The 17,145-nt window shown below is 44.2% G+C and carries 20 protein-coding genes; 8 read left to right on the forward strand and 12 right to left on the reverse strand.

The features are described 5' to 3' along the window. Positions 1 to 90 precede the first annotated feature (90 nt). Entirely contained in the window at positions 91 to 585 is a 495-nt protein-coding gene (locus tag ACFSKO_RS12580) for a DinB family protein (protein ID WP_380252053.1), read from the forward strand. Positions 586 to 636: 51 nt separating this feature from the next. Here the strand turns inward: ACFSKO_RS12580 and ACFSKO_RS12585 are convergent, their stop codons facing one another. From ACFSKO_RS12585 to ACFSKO_RS12610, 6 genes are all read right to left on the reverse strand, one after another. Beyond that, on the reverse strand, positions 637 to 852 hold the full coding sequence (locus ACFSKO_RS12585; RefSeq protein WP_380252055.1) for a hypothetical protein: 216 nt from the start codon (positions 850 to 852) through the stop codon (positions 637 to 639). 3 nt (positions 853 to 855) lie between these two features. Then, the gene (locus tag ACFSKO_RS12590) at positions 856 to 1,782 is read right to left on the reverse strand and encodes a PA0069 family radical SAM protein (RefSeq protein ID WP_380252057.1); all 927 of its coding nucleotides are present in this window, start codon (positions 1,780 to 1,782) and stop codon (positions 856 to 858) included. Between the two features lie 160 nt (positions 1,783 to 1,942). Continuing rightward, positions 1,943 to 2,938 (reverse strand): hypothetical protein, encoded by a 996-nt coding sequence (locus ACFSKO_RS12595; RefSeq protein WP_380252059.1) that lies wholly within the window; start codon positions 2,936 to 2,938, stop codon positions 1,943 to 1,945. Between the two features lie 59 nt (positions 2,939 to 2,997). After that, entirely contained in the window at positions 2,998 to 3,909 is a 912-nt protein-coding gene (locus ACFSKO_RS12600) for a DMT family transporter (protein ID WP_380252061.1), read from the reverse strand. A 168-nt stretch (positions 3,910 to 4,077) separates the two neighbouring features. Further along, positions 4,078 to 5,856 (reverse strand): sensor histidine kinase, encoded by a 1,779-nt coding sequence (locus ACFSKO_RS12605; RefSeq protein ID WP_380252063.1) that lies wholly within the window; start codon positions 5,854 to 5,856, stop codon positions 4,078 to 4,080. A gap of 216 nt (positions 5,857 to 6,072) precedes the next feature. Continuing rightward, positions 6,073 to 6,663 carry a TetR/AcrR family transcriptional regulator gene (locus ACFSKO_RS12610; protein ID WP_380252065.1) on the reverse strand — a complete coding sequence of 197 codons (591 nt, stop codon included), beginning with the start codon at positions 6,661 to 6,663 and terminating at the stop codon, positions 6,073 to 6,075. A 200-nt stretch (positions 6,664 to 6,863) separates the two neighbouring features. On the opposite strand from ACFSKO_RS12610, the gene ACFSKO_RS12615 reads away from it, so the two are divergent. Further along, positions 6,864 to 7,256 (forward strand): DM13 domain-containing protein, encoded by a 393-nt coding sequence (locus ACFSKO_RS12615; protein WP_380252067.1) that lies wholly within the window; start codon positions 6,864 to 6,866, stop codon positions 7,254 to 7,256. Between the two features lie 104 nt (positions 7,257 to 7,360). On the opposite strand, the gene ACFSKO_RS12620 is transcribed toward ACFSKO_RS12615, so the two are convergent. After that, a complete protein-coding gene (locus ACFSKO_RS12620) occupies positions 7,361 to 8,293 on the reverse strand; it encodes a threonine/serine dehydratase (RefSeq protein ID WP_380252069.1) in 933 nt (310 codons plus the stop codon). A 412-nt stretch (positions 8,294 to 8,705) separates the two neighbouring features. Between ACFSKO_RS12620 and ACFSKO_RS12625 the strand changes: the two genes are divergently transcribed. Next, positions 8,706 to 9,449 carry a putative 4-mercaptohistidine N1-methyltransferase gene (locus tag ACFSKO_RS12625; protein ID WP_380252071.1) on the forward strand — a complete coding sequence of 248 codons (744 nt, stop codon included), beginning with the start codon at positions 8,706 to 8,708 and terminating at the stop codon, positions 9,447 to 9,449. Positions 9,450 to 9,531: 82 nt separating this feature from the next. Here the strand turns inward: ACFSKO_RS12625 and ACFSKO_RS12630 are convergent, their stop codons facing one another. Continuing rightward, positions 9,532 to 10,338, reverse strand: coding sequence for a substrate-binding periplasmic protein (locus ACFSKO_RS12630; RefSeq protein ID WP_380252073.1), 807 nt, complete (start codon positions 10,336 to 10,338; stop codon positions 9,532 to 9,534). A 153-nt stretch (positions 10,339 to 10,491) separates the two neighbouring features. Here ACFSKO_RS12630 and ACFSKO_RS12635 point away from each other — a divergent pair, with 153 nt between their 5' ends. The 5 genes from ACFSKO_RS12635 (at position 10,492) to ACFSKO_RS12655 (ending at position 13,845) form a co-directional block, all read left to right on the forward strand. Then, positions 10,492 to 10,959 (forward strand): thiol-disulfide oxidoreductase DCC family protein, encoded by a 468-nt coding sequence (locus ACFSKO_RS12635; protein ID WP_380252075.1) that lies wholly within the window; start codon positions 10,492 to 10,494, stop codon positions 10,957 to 10,959. A 122-nt stretch (positions 10,960 to 11,081) separates the two neighbouring features. Further along, positions 11,082 to 11,696, forward strand: coding sequence for a CDP-alcohol phosphatidyltransferase family protein (locus tag ACFSKO_RS12640; RefSeq protein ID WP_380252077.1), 615 nt, complete (start codon positions 11,082 to 11,084; stop codon positions 11,694 to 11,696). Beyond that, complete coding sequence (locus ACFSKO_RS12645; RefSeq protein WP_380252079.1) at positions 11,693 to 12,661, forward strand: phosphatidate cytidylyltransferase; 969 nt, start codon at positions 11,693 to 11,695, stop codon at positions 12,659 to 12,661. The genes ACFSKO_RS12640 and ACFSKO_RS12645 overlap by 4 nt, the downstream gene beginning before the upstream one ends. Before the next feature lie 3 nt (positions 12,662 to 12,664). After that, positions 12,665 to 13,303, forward strand: a complete 639-nt coding sequence (locus ACFSKO_RS12650; RefSeq protein ID WP_380252081.1) for a lysophospholipid acyltransferase family protein — start codon at positions 12,665 to 12,667, stop codon at positions 13,301 to 13,303. After that, a complete protein-coding gene (locus ACFSKO_RS12655) occupies positions 13,294 to 13,845 on the forward strand; it encodes a hypothetical protein (protein WP_380252083.1) in 552 nt (183 codons plus the stop codon). Before ACFSKO_RS12650 ends, ACFSKO_RS12655 begins: the two co-directional genes overlap by 10 nt. Here ACFSKO_RS12655 and ACFSKO_RS12660 read toward each other — a convergent pair. The 4 genes from ACFSKO_RS12660 to ACFSKO_RS12675 are packed head-to-tail and all read right to left on the reverse strand — an operon-like array spanning position 13,812 to position 17,144. Next, the gene (locus ACFSKO_RS12660) at positions 13,812 to 14,675 is read right to left on the reverse strand and encodes an alpha/beta hydrolase (RefSeq protein WP_380252085.1); all 864 of its coding nucleotides are present in this window, start codon (positions 14,673 to 14,675) and stop codon (positions 13,812 to 13,814) included. The genes ACFSKO_RS12655 and ACFSKO_RS12660 overlap by 34 nt on opposite strands. A gap of 3 nt (positions 14,676 to 14,678) precedes the next feature. Next, a complete protein-coding gene (locus tag ACFSKO_RS12665) occupies positions 14,679 to 15,389 on the reverse strand; it encodes an ABC transporter ATP-binding protein (protein ID WP_380252087.1) in 711 nt (236 codons plus the stop codon). After that, the gene (locus ACFSKO_RS12670) at positions 15,389 to 16,135 is read right to left on the reverse strand and encodes an ABC transporter ATP-binding protein (protein ID WP_380252089.1); all 747 of its coding nucleotides are present in this window, start codon (positions 16,133 to 16,135) and stop codon (positions 15,389 to 15,391) included. The genes ACFSKO_RS12665 and ACFSKO_RS12670 overlap by 1 nt, the downstream gene beginning before the upstream one ends. After that, positions 16,128 to 17,144: a branched-chain amino acid ABC transporter permease gene (locus ACFSKO_RS12675; RefSeq protein ID WP_380252091.1), complete on the reverse strand. Its 1,017-nt coding sequence runs from the start codon at positions 17,142 to 17,144 to the stop codon at positions 16,128 to 16,130. The genes ACFSKO_RS12670 and ACFSKO_RS12675 overlap by 8 nt, the downstream gene beginning before the upstream one ends. Between the last annotated feature and the right edge of the window lies 1 nt (position 17,145).

Raw genomic sequence — 17,145 nt, forward strand, 5'->3', positions numbered from 1 at the left:
AAATTACGGTGTTAAGATAGAGGTCTGTCTGGCTTCATGCCATGCAGAAAGTAGCAAAAAAATGTGTCAAAATTTGGAAACTTCTCGGTCATGACCCCAAAAGAAATAATTCATCTCTCGCACTATAATGCCTGGGCAAACGAAACTCTTTACCTGGCTTGTTCACAGCTGTCCGAAACAGAATACAAATTAGAGCGAAAAAGTTATTTTGGGTCGATCCATAATACATTAAATCATATCCTTGTTGGTGATCGTATCTGGTTTGGCCGCTTGGAAAATGTTCTCGAAAATCTCGGGCTCGGTGACATACTGTACGACGACTTCAATAATTTGAGTTCTGCACGAACAATAGAAGATCAAAGGATCATTTCCTTTGCAGAGAAAATCACTCAAGCTCGCCTAGATGGTGTACTTGACTATAAAAACGTTGCCGGTGACTTTTATAGTGATCCCATGGACATTATAATACGTCATATCTTTAACCATCAAACCCATCATCGCGGCCAAGTTCACTGTTTATTAAGTCAAACAGACGTCCCTCCCCCCTCACTGGATATCATGTATTATATGCGCGCCAACGATTAACATCCTTGCCCGTTTTTATAATTAGTCGTCGACATATTAGTGCCTCACTCTTCACATGAATAGATCCATTTGCTCTGCGGATTTGTGAGTTTTTTGATACTGTTTTGGTACAGCAAAGCTTTCTGTATCAAGTTGACGGAGTGAGCGTCGATTGAGACCATATCTTTGCCGCGACAAGGCGAACCGATCTGCAATCAATTTAGCAAAAACGCCTTCCCCTCTCATCCGCTTGCCCCACCTCGCATCATAATCCTTTCCTCCCCGCATGGACTACAAGATCTTCATCACCCGATTTGCCCGATCTGGATAATGCATACGTAACCATTCCATCCAAAGATCACGAATTTCACCAGGCAGACGCAACAGGACATAGCTACAACTTACAGCTCCAGCACGTGCCGATAGTCCAAGAACACGCTCTATTTCATGGTCGTTTAACGCAGGAATGATCGGGGCCATCAAAACTGAAACTGGCACGCCCAAAGCTGTGAGCCTCCTTACCGCGTCCAGTCGGCGCATGGGCGTCGAAGCACGTGGCTCCATCGTTCGAGCCAGTTTGCGGTCAAGGGTCGTCACGGATATTGCAACAGAAATCAAATTCTTTCGGGCCATACGTTCTAAGATATCGGCGTCGCGCATTACCAGATAGCCCTTCGTGATAATTCCGACGGGTTGGTTAAAAGCTTCACAGACCTCCAACGCTTGCCGTGTAATTGTTTGTTCTTTCTCAATAGGTTGGTAAGGGTCTGTGTTTGCCCCAAAAGCAATAACTTTGCACCGATAGGACGCCTTCGACAGCTCTTGTGTCAAAAGCCGTGCCGCATCATCTTTAGCAAAGATAAGTCGTTCAAAATCCACCCCTGGTGATAGTCCCAGATAAGCATGCGAAGGTCGCGCAAAACAATAAATACAACCGTGCTCACACCCCTTGTAAGGATTAAAGGATAGGTCAAAGGGAATATCAGGAGATAAGTTCTTCGAAATTACCGAGCGACTGGGGTCTGAAAAAACTTTGGTCTTAGTTTCTTTGGCATCGTCCAGACTACCCCAACCATCATCAACACGTAGGCGTTCTTCACGTTCAAACCGTCCAACTCTATTGGTTCGCGCCCCCCGACCACGTATTGCTGCCGGGTGAAGCTCACCTGTTAATTCCGTGTAATGTTGAACTTCGTCATTGTGCTTTTGCTGTCCCATTACGTAAGCTACCGTATTCGGAACAAAAAGTGAACATTATTTTTAATATCCACAAAATACTATCACTTTCAAATAGTTAAATAAGGGATATCAATCATCACAATAATCCAAACTGTTTCTTTCTCCACTAAGAAGAATTTCACCAGAGACAGGGGTTACTTTAATCAGCAATCTTAAAAATAGAAGTTCGGTTAAGAAAATAGCGGTAAAAAAGCCCCCCAATCATAGGAGTTAGATAGATTGGCACCTGATAAAGCGCGAGAAAAGGAAGTATCTGTTCAAGGTTTGTTAAGGGGATCGCTGCGGCAAAGAGGCCAAGGTTTCTATTTCCGGCGACCATACCAAAAGACAAAGATTGTCTTCGTGACATCTCCGGACAGAATTTTTCGATAATCATTCCAAAAAAAGAGAAACCCACCTGCGCCCCAAAATTCGCCAATAAGACAATGCCAAGCAGATACAAAACCTGCATGGGGTTCGTTTCGAGTATGTGGGTTACACCCCCCATCGCTGCGACGACGAATAACACCATAATCAAAGTACTTAAGCCGTCGAGTGCAATCTCATTCGCCTTAATACCCTCTTGGCCAAAAAAATTTCGAGCGAAGGCCGCAAGAAAAATTGATGCGCCAACGGTAACAATCAAACGAGAGAACAAAGCCCAGCTATCAAAGCCGATATCGTTCCCAAGGGTTATTCCGACCATAATCGGAGCGATTAGAGGTAAAATTAGAGTGCCTGCAATCGTTACATTAAAGACAAGTTCGGCATCTAATTTCAGAAGATAAGCCAGATTAGGTGCTGACCCCAAAGGAGGTGCACAGGCCATAAAAACCAAGGCCATATGCAATGGTAATGAAAGCGCCAGAAACCCCGCTAACCAATTCATCCCAAAAGGGATGATAACCATGAGAAGAACTAATGAAGCACACAAACCAATTGGTTTTCTGAGATGCAATATCACCCGGCCTAAATCAACCCTGATCATGGCAACTGTTATCAACCCAACAATGATGTGAGGTAGATAGGGCAAAAGGCTTTTACTTACTATTTCTGGTAAAATTACCCCAACGGGCAGACTTATTGCCAAGATCAGAGATGCCCGGGCGCCTATTTTCGAAAGTACAAAAAAGATCCCGTTAATGATCAACGGCATGTTATTTTCTCCACCATGTCAGAGCAAATAAATCCTGTACCCATTAAAATTACTTACCCCTATATGGGTTCGATCAACTTAGCTCGTCGGCTCTTTCGCACGGAAAGCCAGACTCCAAAACCGATTAACAACGCTCCGGCTCCATGATAATATTCAGGTTGCTCCCCCAACAAGAAAATGGCCAGAGTTGCCGCAAATATAGGGAGAAGGTGAATAAACTGTCCGGCAAGGCTGGCACCGACATGTTTTACACCTTCATTCCAACAGAGAAAGGCAATAATCGATACAGGTATTCCCGCATAAAATACGGCAAGCAGGTTGTTCTGAGTAAACTCAAGAGGCGCCGCGTCAATCCATCCCGGCATATAAAGCACCGTAAGAACGACTTCGCCAATGAGAACATTTAGCAGAATGAAGGAGAAGGGTGAAACGCCAACAGGTTTCCAACGCATCAGGGCAGAGTACAAAGACCAACTAAGAACCGCCCCAAGGATAAAAAAATCACCACTATTCAACGACAAGCCAACTAAATTTTGAGGATTTCCCCGAACAAGTAAGGTCAAAACGCCACAAAAAGAAATCACAATTCCCAGAATCTGAAGTGGCCGAATACGTTCGCGAAAAACCAAAAATGATATAGCGATAATGATAACGGGAATCATCGAGTTAAAAAGTGCAGCATTGGTCGCCGGCGTGGTTTGCAATCCGTAATATAAAAGAGTGTTAAAAGAAGCAACACTCAATAGCCCAAGAACAACCATCTTCCCTATAACAGGGCGATACAAATGCCAATCTTTAATCAAGGCAGGCACTGTAAAAGGTAAAAGGCAGATAAGAGCTATGGTCCAACGCCAATAGGATAAGGTTAGCGGTGAAATTTCTGTCGAAATCGCACGCCCGACAATAAAGTTTCCAGCCCATAAAAGCTGTGCTGAAATCAGGAACACAAAAGCCCAGCGCGGAGAAGACATACCAACCTCACTTTAAATAAATATTTGAATTTCAATATCAAACAGAACTCAAATTACAGTGAAGCTACGTCAAACCCAATTCGGCAGCAAGTAAGGAAAATTTGAACTCAATTATAAAGACCCTCGATCACAACACCTGAAATTCTAAAGAGGTCCAAACTCGGAACATCAGGTAATCGCTTCGGCTAAACCTTGTTCAAGATCGACTGGAAGGATCGTTCTTTCAGCAGGAAAAACACAGGTAATTTGCGTTCCTTTCCCAACTTCACTATCAATATTCAAGCGTCCATCGTGCAACTCAAGGAAACTTGCCGTAAGAGCCAAACCAAGACCAATTCCTCTTTTTCCACGCATCAATGCAGATGACCCTTGCGAATATAAATCAACAGCCTCGCTTAAGGAAACTTCGTCCATTCCTTTGCCAGTATCGTTGACCGTTAAACACACATTACCAACGTTATTCAACCCTGCCCAAAGCACAATTTCGCCACCTGGTGGCGTAAATTTCAGGGCATTTGACAAAAGATTGAGCATTGCTTGTTGAATAACCCTCATGTCACAAAGCAAACCAAGATTTTCAGGAACAACTTGCGAGGAAAGAGTTATCCCAGCCTCTCTTGCTTGATTGCTAACGACGCGCTCACAAGTGTCAAATAAGTCTTTAACGTTATGAGTATCTTCTTGTAACTCAATTTTACCCGCTTCCAACTCGGCAAGATTAAATATGTCATCGACTAATTGTAAAAGCTGAGACCCACTATCCTCTATCTGTCTTGCGTATTCCTTGTAACGAGGATTATCAAGCGGGCCGAACATTTCCTGAGACATAATCTGAGAAAACCCGATAACTGTGTTTAATGGAGATCGGAGTTCGTAACTCATATTGGAAAGGAATTGATTTTTTGACCGGACAGCCGATTGTGCTTTTTGTCGTGCTTCATCAAGATTTTGGGCAAAATTTCTGAGAAACTTAACTTGGCTTTCAAGCAGTGTTTCAGCTTCATTGAGTTCTTCAATCCTTAACTTAAGGATACTTTCATTGCGTTGTAGGTGCCGCAAATCATCCAGCCTCTTAAGGTTATGACGAAACTGATCGGCAGCCCGAGCAATATCTCCATACTCATCTTGTCGCTCCATTCCTTCCAATTGTCCAACATTCCGACCTTCAGCCAACATCCCCAGGGTTTTTGTTACACGAGAAAGATCAGCAACAATTGACGACGCAACACTCCACGCTAATCCACCGAGAACAAACAACCCAAGAGCCATACAGGATATAAAAAGTGGAATATAAAAAGAATACCGCTGTAAAAGAGCGCCCATATCCCCTTCGGTACGCTCACTGTAGTAATCAACATATTCCCCAAAAGCTTCCGAGATCTGCAAAAACCAGTCACTTGCCTCACGCATCTGTGTCAATGGAAGGTAATGCCCTCGATCTGTTAACTTTGTCGTAGATTTAATCACGAGTTGATAACGATCCAAACGATCAACCACATTAGCAAGATGCCGTTTTTCTTGTTCTTCCAGCTTCGAATCCTGGCTAATTTCTTCAAGCAACTTATGAATGCTGTTTAATTCTTCAATATAGGGTTGAGATGCTCTTGAAAATTGATCATTCAGAAAATCGTCCCCGGTTCTGGAAAGTAAAACAGAAAGGTTGCTATTCGCGTCAGTTAATCTTCGAAAGATCTCGGTTAAGTCAGAAAGCCGCCTTGCTTGATAATTTTGAGTTTGTTCTAAAGTCGCTCGCTCATCTTCTAATATATAGACCGCGAGCGTTCCCCCAAAAACAAAAAGAGCTACCGAAAACAATACAACAAGGTATATCCGCCACCTTAAATGAAGCCGGCTCAAGCCTTTATAAACAGGCCCCGCCTCTTCTCCTCCAGACTCTGACGGATCATTATTGAATTTGTCTAAAGAATTACCACTATAAACTGTCATGTCGAACACCAAAACACGTCAGAGACTTACCGTCGAAAAACATAAAAAGCGAATATCCCCTCGATATAGAATCTTGATAGAATCTTACATTTACCAAACATCAATTTTTTCAGCGAATACACTCAGAATGATTGAGTATTCATCAAAGATACACCCCTAAGATGTAAAAGTTATTAATACACATTTCATAGCTGATCTCTGAGGAAGGTTTTGAACTCAAGTTATTTTTGTTTCCCGTAAAGCCGTATGAATTGCCGTAAGAATATCCTCTGCTCGATAGCCAGCCTTTGCCATGACCCGCAGCCCATTATAGGTCACATTCAGGTTACGAGCATTTTCCATGAGGTCCTTTTCATTTAAATCATGGAATTGATCTGATGCTCTTAAGGCAACAAAAAAACCGCTTTCCATCCTTCTCATCATACGCTGACACTCACCTTCAATCTCCGTATCATGTGGTGCTTGATCTACAACTGAATTACAAAGAAAGCACCCCCGTCGATCACCCTCTATTTCAACGGCTAAAGCAATACTTTCCATCAACCGGGCAATCCTCTGCCCCCCCTCTGGAATGGTTTCATCCTTCAAAAGGTGTACCGCAGCAGTGATACAGGTTTTGTCGTAGTATTTTAACGTTTCAATAAACAATCTACGCTTATCACCAAAAGCCTTATATAGACTTCCTCGGGCAATTTGCATTTCTTCAAGCAGATCATTTAGACTCGCCCCTTCATACCCCTTGTTCCAAAAGACATTCATCGCTTTCTCAAGCGTACGATCTAAATCAAACTCACGCGGTCGTGCCAAAACGACACCCCTTTACAATCTAATAGCATCTACAAAAAACACTCTCAGAACCATCCTGAGCAAACACCCAAGTGAAAAGATCACGACTTTGTGTTTTTGACCAAACGGTTCCTAACCTTATATTACTCGAGACGCCGCAAAAAACAAGCGCGCGACAAATTAGGGACCAAACGGTCACATACTATTAGGAGAAGAAAATAATGAAGAAGCTATTCAAAATTGTTGCCGTTGCTGTGTTAGCAGTTTCAACATTTTCATTCGCACCCGCTGTGGCAGACAACGCGGTATCACAAGGTAATTTTGAAGGACGTAGTGACCATATTACAACTGGCGGCGTCGAAATTGTTAAGGATGGTCACGGAGGATATAAAGTTATCCTCGCCGATAACTTCTCTCTTGATGGTGCCCCAGACCCAAAGCTGGCATTTGGTAAGAACGGTATAGACAAAAGTACGTTATTTACCCCTCTACTAAACAAAACTGGGCATCAAGAATACAAACTCCCTGCTTCAATTGATCCTACCAAATATAATGAAATTTATGTTTGGTGTGAAAAATTTGACGTCCCCCTTGGCGTTGCTAATTTGAACTAGGCAAGTATCATTTAAATATTCAAAACGGCCAATCATCGCTGATTGGCCGTTTTCCTATAACCTTGATCACTGTCGAGGTTTTTGACTTTACGATAAGCTCAAAATTACAATTTCGATAAATCCACGTTACCTCCACAAACCAAAACTCCTACTTTTTCGTTTGATTCCGGTTTATAAGCGCCCGACAACAGCCCCGCCAAGGCTGTTGCTCCTCCAGGTTCTGCAACTTGTCTAAAGTTCTCCCATAACAAACGCTGTGCATCTGCAACATCCTGGTCTGAAACAAGAATCGATTTATTCACAAATTCTTGCGCGGCGTTATATCCAATTGCACCAATTGTACTTGCGCCTAACGCATCAGCAGCGAGACCTGAAACAGATATACCAATTGGTTGTCCAGCCTTTCGTGCAGAGTGCAGCGTCGCGGTGCCTTTGGTCTCAACGGCAATAACTTTTACTCTTCCGCGGTACCATGAAGAGACACCACCGATTAATCCCCCCCCGCCAACCGCAATGAGAAGGCTGTCCAACTCCGGGGCCTGTTCTTCGAACTCAAGACCAACAGTACCCTGCCCGGACACAATTTCAGCTTGGTCATAGGCATGAAGTAATTTGGCCCCAGTTTCTTTCTGTCTTGCAAAACAGGCATCAAGTGCTTCGGAGAAATTATCTCCGACGATATTAATCTTGGCTTTGTATTCTTCAAGCTTTGCTAATTTGGCTGATGAAATAATCTTAGGTACAAAAATTTCAGCGCGAAGACCTAGCTTATATGCCGCATAGGCAACTGCTGCACCGTGATTTCCGCCAGAGGCTGCAATGACGCCTGCCTCTGGCACGTCAGAAGAAAGAAACGCATTAAATGCCCCTCTTGTCTTAAAAGACCCAGCATGTTGAATCTGCTCAAATTTCAGAGTAACGGGCACATCCTCAATTAATTCACCAGCAGGCACTCGCAAAATTGGCGTCCGCCTGATGTGTTCACGAATGAGTTCATACGAAGTGAGAATGGATGATTGTGTAATCGATTCTGTCACAAAATTTGCCCTTAACTGATTATAAATTCTCATTAGCACAGGAATATGTAGGAAGAAATCTTCCCATTAAAAGAGTAGACGAAAATAACACGAAGTAACCCAGAACATTAAATATCACCTTGCCCAGTTACTTGCCATGCCTTTGCCAATAGATTTCTCTATATCATTGGCAAGTCTTACTATGAACAGAAACACCCAATGTTGATTATCAAGTTTTTGATGCTCAACCAAATTATGATAATTTCTCTTCCCCTGCCTTTACTGGTAAACGTAATATCTTCAAAGAAGGCGGCTGGATCTAAAAGGTAATTTTTTCCTAAAGGATTCTTGCTATGCACTTCGCCGTCACGTCTTCTAATATTCAGGCCTGCGCTATATTGAAGCCGCGGACCTCACCACGACTGAGGTAAATATGTACGAGACAGACAACATTGTCGCCCAATACATAGAGTTTCATTATGGCGATCAGTATTTTGGTGTGCCAAATTTTCCAGTTACCTGCGCGAAGATTTGTCTCGGCCACACAGCAAAAAGCATAAAAGAGAGAGCACTGGATCTTGGGTGTGCGACAGGGCGGGCTTCTTTTGAGCTGGCAAAATCATACAATCACGTAGATGCCATCGACTTCTCGACTCGTTTGATACAGGCACCAACTACCTTACAGCAAAAAGGGACACAGCGCTATGCCGTTCAAGATGAAGGTGAGCTTGTCGGTTATAAAGAGATCAATCTCGATGACTACGAAGGCTACAGCGAAATCAAAGACAAAATCAACTTTATGCAAGGCGACGCCTGTAATCTGAATGCGAAGTATACAGATTATGACCTAGTCTTTGCAGGCAACCTTATCGACCGTCTATACGACCCTCAAAAATTTATCTCTACAATCAAGGATCGTATCCGTGCAGGCGGGCATCTCGTATTGACATCCCCCTATACCTGGCTCGAAGAGTTTACCCGGCGCGATAACTGGTTGGGCGGCTACAAATCAAACACCGGTGAAAAACATACCACGATAGATGGGTTACGCGATGCTTTAGCCCCCGAATTTGAACTGGTCACACAGCCAGTTGACGTCCCCTTTGTCATTCGTGAGACACGACGGAAATACCAACACACGATTGCTGAACTCACAGTTTGGAAAAAAACGGACTAATCCCAACCAACAGACCACTGAAAAACAAAAGCCACCCCTGAGGCTTTTGTCATGACATCATGCCATGGGCCATAATCAATCATTAATTCGTTGGAACTCCTGTGGCCGGACGATATTTTTCCAATAAAACTTGGTATTCTTCACTGTTTAACACAGCCGAAAGAGCAAGATTGAATTCCATAACAAATTTATCTGAAACCGAGGATTTACTGAGCATATAATGCACTGGTTCTGAATTGAGCAAGTGGGGAAGCGGTGTAATCTCGCTTAATCTATTAGCCTCAATTGCATGGTGGTATCCAACAAACAAATCAGCGACGACAACATCAACACGTTTATCTAAAAGCTGATGAATACGTACGCTGGTACTTGCATTAAGCCTTAAGACCCCGGCCGCCAATGCGCGCTCTTTCTCCTTACCATATTCTGAACCGTACCATCCACCAAGCCCGGCAACCGTACGCAGACCGTTATCTATTGCATCCTTGAAATGATACTGCTGATATTTGCTATGATCCTCAACCCGTACAAACATGGCAACGGCCTCATTTCGGTATGGATTTGAAAAGTGGGCATAAGCGCTTCTTTCACCTGTAATTGACGCTGCAGGCATCAAATCAAGAGAGCCACTTTTGAGGAGCAATTGCGCACGTTTTGACGGGATCAGAACAAATTCAAACTTACAGCCTAATTCGGTCATAACCGCCGACGTAATATCAATATCCAGCCCCATTGGCGCTTCAGACTCCGATTGATATTGATAGGGTATATAGTCCGAAGAGTAGGCAATAGAATAGCTTCTTGCACAATCTGCTTGGGCCAAATTGCTGTAAAAAAAAGTTACAACGATGGCAATACACCAATATATACTCGAAGAAAAAACCTTCATTTATCAACCCTTTCGAATTTTTTTGCCGCTTTTTTGAGAGCTACAGCTTGGTCAAAAATTCTGTTGACGAAATTATAACAGGGATTGATTAACAACTTTTCTACAAGCTCTCTTTGAGCAATAGTAAAGGCGCTAAACTTTTGGAAAGTCCTTATGTCCACAGCACCCTTGAGCCAAACAGACTATAGTTACAGAACCGACCCCACAGTTCCAAAATTTGATGATCGTCGTCCGCTATTGGTTTACGACGGTGTTTGCGTGCTTTGCTCTGGGTTTATTAAGTTTGTTATCAAAAACGACAAGGATGAAAAATTTCAGTTTACCGCAGCGCAATCTAAGTTGGGCCAAGCACTTTTCAGGCACTACAATCTCGACACCATCAATTTTGAAACCAACCTCTTGATTTCAAATGGACAAGCCTATGGAAAGATGTCTGCTTTTTCCAATTGCACGAAACTCTTTCCCTACCCGGCACGGATACTCTCCCTCTCAGGCTTAATTCCCTCTCCACTGGACAATTGGCTTTATGACATGATCGCGCAAAATCGCTATAGTTTCTTTGGCAAAGATGAGAGCTGCTTAATTCCAACTGGAGATTTAAAGCAACGTTTTCTGGAATGAAAACCTGTAAGTCCCAAACCGACGTATTCCCTTAAGATCACGACAGAAGCATTTACAACTTCGACGCCCAGGCCTTAAGATCCCAACATAGTTCATGCAAATAGTGTCGTGGGGGAAATAGCGTGATCACCATATATGATCTGAAGCCCAAGTTTCAGAATCTGTTACGGCCGATTTGTTGTGGGCTCGTGAATAGAGGTGTTACTGCCAACCAAGTTACGATGTCCGCCATTGTTCTATCCGCATTCGGGGGGCTTTGGATTGCATTATCCCCTGATCAAAATCTTCCGCTTTTTGTGCTTCCTATTATTCTTTTCATCCGTATGGCCTTGAATGCCATTGATGGCATGATGGCGCGGGAATTTAATCAGAAAAGCAACCTCGGCGCCGTCCTCAATGAGCTTGGTGACATTATTGCTGATGCGCTGCTTTATCTACCGTTTGTGATGATTGCCGGGATTTCAGCGCCCCTGTGCACTGCTGTTATTTTGCTCGGCATCATCGTCGAGATGACCGGGGTAATCTCGGTACAAATTGGTGCCTCTCGCCGTTACGACGGCCCTTTTGGGAAAAGCGATCGGGCTTTTGCTTTTGGTTTACTGGCTGTTTTACTTACCCTTGATCTTATCCCCTTCGCCTGGATTGATTACTTTTTCTATCTGCTAATTTTTCTTTCCTGTTACACCATCATGAACCGCGCACGACGCGCTCTGGACGAAGCCGGACCATCAACATGAACTTTATCCAAGACTTACCTGTCCCCGAAAATTTGCTTTATATTATCGGCGGGGTGTTTGCCCTCCTCGCTATCGCAACAATCATCGTTGCCCTAATGCGTCACGGTAAAGCCCCTGAAGTCCACCTAGAGCTTTGGCTTCGAGTAAAGTCCTGGTGGTATATGATTTCAATATTCACCTTTGCTATTGCCATAAACCGAACGCTGTCTATTGTTTTTCTCGGCCTGCTTTCTTTTCTCGCCCTGAAAGAATATCTCTCAATGATCCCAACAAGGCGTGCAGATCGTCGTGTTCTTTTCTGGGCCTATATTGCCATCCCCATACAGTACTACTGGGTCTATGCCGGATGGTACGGCATGTTCATCATCTTCATTCCAATTTGGGTGTTTCTATTCTTACCATTCCGTATGGTCCTCAAGGGGGAGACCGACGGCTTTCTACGCGCAATCGGCACCTTAAACTGGGGATTGATGATGACAGTCTTCAGTTTGTCTCACGCCGCCTATCTTTTGGTCTTACCGGAAACAGCCCTTTCAACTGACGCGCCTGTATTTGACAAAAATGGTGCAGCCCTTTTGTTCCTTCTGGTGCTGTTAACCCAGTTCAATGATGTCGCACAGTATGTTTGGGGACGCCTTATTGGCGGTCCCAAAATCATTCCGAAAGTAAGTCCCGGGAAAACTTGGGCAGGATTTCTAGGGGGTATATTTTCAACAGCACTTTTATCAGTTGCCATATCACCGTTCCTCTCTCCCATGTCATTGCTCATGGCTGGATTGGCAGGCGCCCTGATTTCCTTTGCCGGATTTATTGGTGATGTAACAATTTCTGCGATAAAAAGAGACCTTGGCGTAAAAGATACTGGTAATACCATTCCCGGCCACGGGGGCTTACTCGATCGGTTAGACAGCTTAACCTATAGCGCCCCGATTTTCTTTCATTTTCTCAGATATTTTTATTACTAAACCATGCCAAATATATTACTCCGCGGCTTCTTTTTCTTTTTTATTGTGCGTCCTCTTGTCCTTCTAGGCTTGGGGTTAAACATCCGTAATCGTGCAGGGCTTCCAACAAAAGGGCCCGCAGTTATCGTCGCCAATCACAATTCCCATCTTGATACTCTCGTGATCCTTTCGCTATTTCCACTGGCCTTGTTACCCAAAGTTCGACCCGTCGCGGCAGCAGATTATTTTTTACGAAATCCAGTACTTGCCTGGTTTGCAACAAAGGTCATTGGTATTATTCCTGTTGCCCGATCTCAACAGGGCGGAAATCCATTGGCGCTTAGCTTCGAAGCTCTGCGTCGCGGTGAGATTTTAATCATATTCCCGGAAGGATCTCGAGGCACTCCAGAAGAGATGACCCGTTTCAAAAAAGGTATTGCCCTGATTAGCAAAAAATATCCCACCGTACCTGTGGTACCACTTTTCCTGCACGGCTTAGGAAAAGCACTTCCCCGTGGAGATGCTATTTTTGTTCCGTTTTTTTGCGATGTCTTTATTGGATCTCCACAAGCATGGCAGGGCGACAAAGAACAATTTATGCACCACCTTGAGGAGCAGATGAGCGACCTTGCAACTCAAGGCAACTTCCCTTTATGGGACTAATCAAAAATTACTTGATTTCTTTTTTATGGGGGTTCGCTGAGGCAACATTCTTTTTCATCGTTCCAGATGTATTCCTGAGTTATCTCAGCGTTAAATATAACCTAAAAACAGCAATAAAATCGGCTTTATTCACACTAAGTGGTGCCTTCATTGGCGGCGTTATTATTTATCACCTGGGGAACAGTTATTCCTCTGACATTATAGATTATATAGACATTTTACCCGCAATAAGTCCTGCAATGATTGTTACTGCCAAGGAGGACTTAGAGCAATTCGGAATACTAAGTATTCTTATCGGGGCCTTTAGTGGTGTTCCTTATAAAGTTTTTGCGGCTCAAGCAGGGCAACTTTCTATCCCGTTGATTTCATTTATTGCGATATTCATCCCTGCGCGATTGATCAGATGGTTTCAGGTCATCTTCATAGCGCAACTCATCGGAAATATTCTATTAAATCACGTCAGTAAGAAATTTGTTCTTTGGGCCTTTTTTAGCTTTTGGGTAATATTTTACAGTCTTTTTTTCGTGTTTATGCCCAACTGATTTACACCCCATTTAAACAAAGGACTGTTCGGGTTAGCAAGCTCAACAACAACAGAAAGATGGTGATGCCCAGAAAGGGTCATTCTTTCCATTAACCCAGCCTCATCCTGCCACTTTTCATGTAGATTATCGGACTGTTCATGGAAGGCTGAACTTTCATCATCTCCAACCGCAAGCAAGAGGGGGCAAATATTTTCACGGACCATAAAAAGTGGACTGAGGGCTATGGCCTCTTCGAAATCGAGCCCCAACTTGTTGTTAATCGATGTCTGGACAAGTTGTGACACGTCAAACAGACCACTGATCGCAATCGCGCTATGAATTGGAGAGATATCTTTTGGCAATCCATATGCCACCCAATCCGTCGTAAGCAATATTGCAACCAGATGACCGCCTGCTGAATGACCTGAGATTTGAATTCTATCGCGATCATATCCATATTCATCGGCATGGTGCCAAAGCCAGGCAAAACCCTGACGAATTTCTTCAACGATATCTCGCAACGCCACATCGGGGCATAAATCATAGCCAATCATGGCTACCGAAATACCTTTATCCAAAAATGCTTCCGCAAGAAAATTTGATTGGCTTTTATCCATCGCTTGCCAATACCCACCATGAATAAAGACATGCAAAGCGGCACCCTTTTCCCTCGTTGGATAGATATCGAGCTTTGCTCTCGGGCCAGTTCCATAAATTAAATCAAGATGACTGTTGATCTTCTCACGAAAAGCATTTGAACGCTTGTCCCAAAGGGCAAAGATATCAGCGAATTCTGGAATAGCGCCACGAACATTATAAAGGTCTTCGAGAATTGGATCGATGGTCATTTTCTACACCCCAAGGTATCTATGCTGCATGTCTTTATCTGACAAAAGATGTTCGGACGAGCCAGTCCAGACAACACGTCCTTTTTCCATCACATAATGTCGATCTGCAATCCGCGCCATAGCTTGAGGATGCTTGTCTATCACCAAAATAGCTTGCCCTGATTGCTTTAAATTGTGTTCAAGCACATGCCAGATTTCTTCCCGTATCAAAGGCGCAAGCCCTTCAGTCGCTTCGTCCAAAATCATAAAACTTGGATTGGTCATTAATGCCCGACCAATTGCCAACATCTGCTGTTCACCACCAGAGAGGGTCCGTGCGTATTGGCTTGCCCGCTCTCGTAAGCGAGGGAAAAGATCCATGACCTTCTCCACCCCCCAGGGCTCATCCAGCCCCGCATTGTTCGCAGCCGTTGCGACAAGATTTTCTAACACCGTAAGGTTAGAAAAAACTTGCCGTCCTTCCGGAACGTAACCGATTCCCATTTTCGCAATGTGATGACTGCGTAAATCCTGTATCGCCGTATCTCCGAACGAAATCGTACCTTTACTTGCTGGCGTTAGTCCCATTATCGAACGCACAGTCGTCGTTTTACCCATACCGTTACGCCCCATCAAGGTGACCACCTCGCCGCGCATGATCTCCAGATCCACACCGAACAAAACCTGACTTGGCCCGTAACAGGTTTCAACTCCGGAAAGTTTCAACGCCCCCATCAATATTCTCCCAAATAGGCACGACGCACAGCCGGATCTGCTCGAATTTCATCTGGAGTTCCCGTCGCCAACGCCTGACCTTTAACCAAAACAGTGATGACATCAGCGAGTGCGAAGACCACATCCATATCGTGTTCGACCAACAACATCGTGATATCGCCTTTTAACGGGCGCAGTAATTCCATCATCTGTAAAGATTCCGACTGCCCCATTCCCGCCATGGGTTCATCCAACAACAGCATGGTCGGCGCTGTCGCCAGCACCATTGCAAGCTCTAACTGGCGTTGCTGACCATGAGCAAGAGATGTTATAGGAAAATCAGCAAAATCAGATAGCCCGACACGTTTTAATATCTTCTTTGCAGGCGTTCTAAGACTGTGGTCCTTCCGCGCATCTTCCAAAAATCGGAAACTGTGGCCTTGTTGAGACTGGATCGCCACAGCCACGTTATCTTCTGCCGTAAACTCAGGTAACAGGCTGGTAATTTGATAGGATCTTTGTAGTCCCGTGCGCGCACGCTTATCCACCGACCAACGTGTAACGTCCTGACCATCAAACCGAACTCGGCCTGTGTCTGAACGTAATTCACCAGAAAGCTGAGCAATCGCCGTTGATTTTCCGGCTCCATTGGGACCGATCAGAGCATGGATCGTTCCCCGTTTAACAGAAAAGGTCAAACCATCGCTGGCAGCAATGGCACCGAAACATTTTGTCAGACTGATGACTTCGAGAATAGGATCAGACATTGCCATCCCCTTTCCCGATCAGAAGCCCATAAAGGCCCTTGCGAGCAAAAAGAACAACGAGAACTAAAATGGGGCCAAGGAAAATCATCCAGTGTTCAGTCAACCCAGACAAAACTTCTTCCATTAACAACAGAGAAGCCGACCCCAGCACGGCACCAAACAAGCTTCCCATTCCGCCAAGAATAACCATAATCATGATTTCACCAGAACGGGTCCAATGCATAAGACCCGGCCCAACAAATTCTGTATGATTAGCCGATAGTGCTCCTGCCAACCCTGCAATCATTCCCGATATTACAAAGGCCGTCAGCTTGTAACGATACACAGGGTATCCAAGCGCCTTCATACGAATTTCATTTTGACGACAGCCCTGAAGCACCATACCAAAACGACTTTTCACAAGTCGTTTACAGACCCACAGGCACAACAGCAACAAAACCAAACAGGTGTAGTAAAAGGTCTCACTATCATAGAGGTCCAACAATGGAATTTCACTGCGTTCCCAAATATTTAAACCGTCTTCTCCGCCGTAGGTTGGAATAGATATCATCAGGAAATACAGCATCTGAGCGAAAGCCAGTGTGATCATAATAAAATAGACACCCGTAGTCCGCAGACTTAATGCCCCAATCAGTAAAGCAAGCAATCCACTGACAAGCATTGCAAGGGGCCACTGGATCAGCGCTTGTGTTGTCCCCTCCCATTCGCCAGGCAGAAAACTGATCATAGTCACTTCATAACTGTGATGGGACAAAATCCCGATGACATAGGCTCCTATCCCGAAGAAGGCACCATGTCCAAAACTAACCATTCCCCCGTATCCCAAAATGAGATCAAGGCTGACAGCAACCAAAGCGTAGATCAAAACCCTGCTGGCGATATCAACAAAAAAGGGCTCATCCAGAAGATCTGCCACCAAAGGTAAAAAGAGAAGAATCGTTAATCCAATGCCCGAAACAATTTTTGTCCGTGCCCCTGCATCTGAGCCGATCATTTTTTCAAGAACCATT

The sequence above is a fragment of the Kiloniella antarctica genome (genome assembly GCF_042682825.1).
Taxonomy (GTDB): Bacteria; Pseudomonadota; Alphaproteobacteria; order Kiloniellales; family Kiloniellaceae; genus Kiloniella; species Kiloniella antarctica.

Coding starts and splice junctions, on each gene's coding strand:
- ACFSKO_RS12580 (WP_380252053.1), top strand. CDS start 91: ATGACCCCAAAAGAAATAATTCATCTCTCGCACTATAATGCCTGGGCA.
- ACFSKO_RS12585 (WP_380252055.1), bottom strand. CDS start 852: ATGCGGGGAGGAAAGGATTATGATGCGAGGTGGGGCAAGCGGATGAGA.
- ACFSKO_RS12590 (WP_380252057.1), bottom strand. CDS start 1,782: ATGGGACAGCAAAAGCACAATGACGAAGTTCAACATTACACGGAATTA.
- ACFSKO_RS12595 (WP_380252059.1), bottom strand. CDS start 2,938: ATGCCGTTGATCATTAACGGGATCTTTTTTGTACTTTCGAAAATAGGC.
- ACFSKO_RS12600 (WP_380252061.1), bottom strand. CDS start 3,909: ATGTCTTCTCCGCGCTGGGCTTTTGTGTTCCTGATTTCAGCACAGCTT.
- ACFSKO_RS12605 (WP_380252063.1), bottom strand. CDS start 5,856: ATGACAGTTTATAGTGGTAATTCTTTAGACAAATTCAATAATGATCCG.
- ACFSKO_RS12615 (WP_380252067.1), top strand. CDS start 6,864: ATGAAGAAGCTATTCAAAATTGTTGCCGTTGCTGTGTTAGCAGTTTCA.
- ACFSKO_RS12625 (WP_380252071.1), top strand. CDS start 8,706: ATGTACGAGACAGACAACATTGTCGCCCAATACATAGAGTTTCATTAT.
- ACFSKO_RS12630 (WP_380252073.1), bottom strand. CDS start 10,338: ATGAAGGTTTTTTCTTCGAGTATATATTGGTGTATTGCCATCGTTGTA.
- ACFSKO_RS12635 (WP_380252075.1), top strand. CDS start 10,492: ATGTCCACAGCACCCTTGAGCCAAACAGACTATAGTTACAGAACCGAC.
- ACFSKO_RS12645 (WP_380252079.1), top strand. CDS start 11,693: ATGAACTTTATCCAAGACTTACCTGTCCCCGAAAATTTGCTTTATATT.
- ACFSKO_RS12650 (WP_380252081.1), top strand. CDS start 12,665: ATGCCAAATATATTACTCCGCGGCTTCTTTTTCTTTTTTATTGTGCGT.
- ACFSKO_RS12655 (WP_380252083.1), top strand. CDS start 13,294: ATGGGACTAATCAAAAATTACTTGATTTCTTTTTTATGGGGGTTCGCT.
- ACFSKO_RS12660 (WP_380252085.1), bottom strand. CDS start 14,675: ATGACCATCGATCCAATTCTCGAAGACCTTTATAATGTTCGTGGCGCT.
- ACFSKO_RS12665 (WP_380252087.1), bottom strand. CDS start 15,389: ATGGGGGCGTTGAAACTTTCCGGAGTTGAAACCTGTTACGGGCCAAGT.
- ACFSKO_RS12670 (WP_380252089.1), bottom strand. CDS start 16,135: ATGTCTGATCCTATTCTCGAAGTCATCAGTCTGACAAAATGTTTCGGT.
- ACFSKO_RS12675 (WP_380252091.1), bottom strand. CDS start 17,144: ATGGTTCTTGAAAAAATGATCGGCTCAGATGCAGGGGCACGGACAAAA.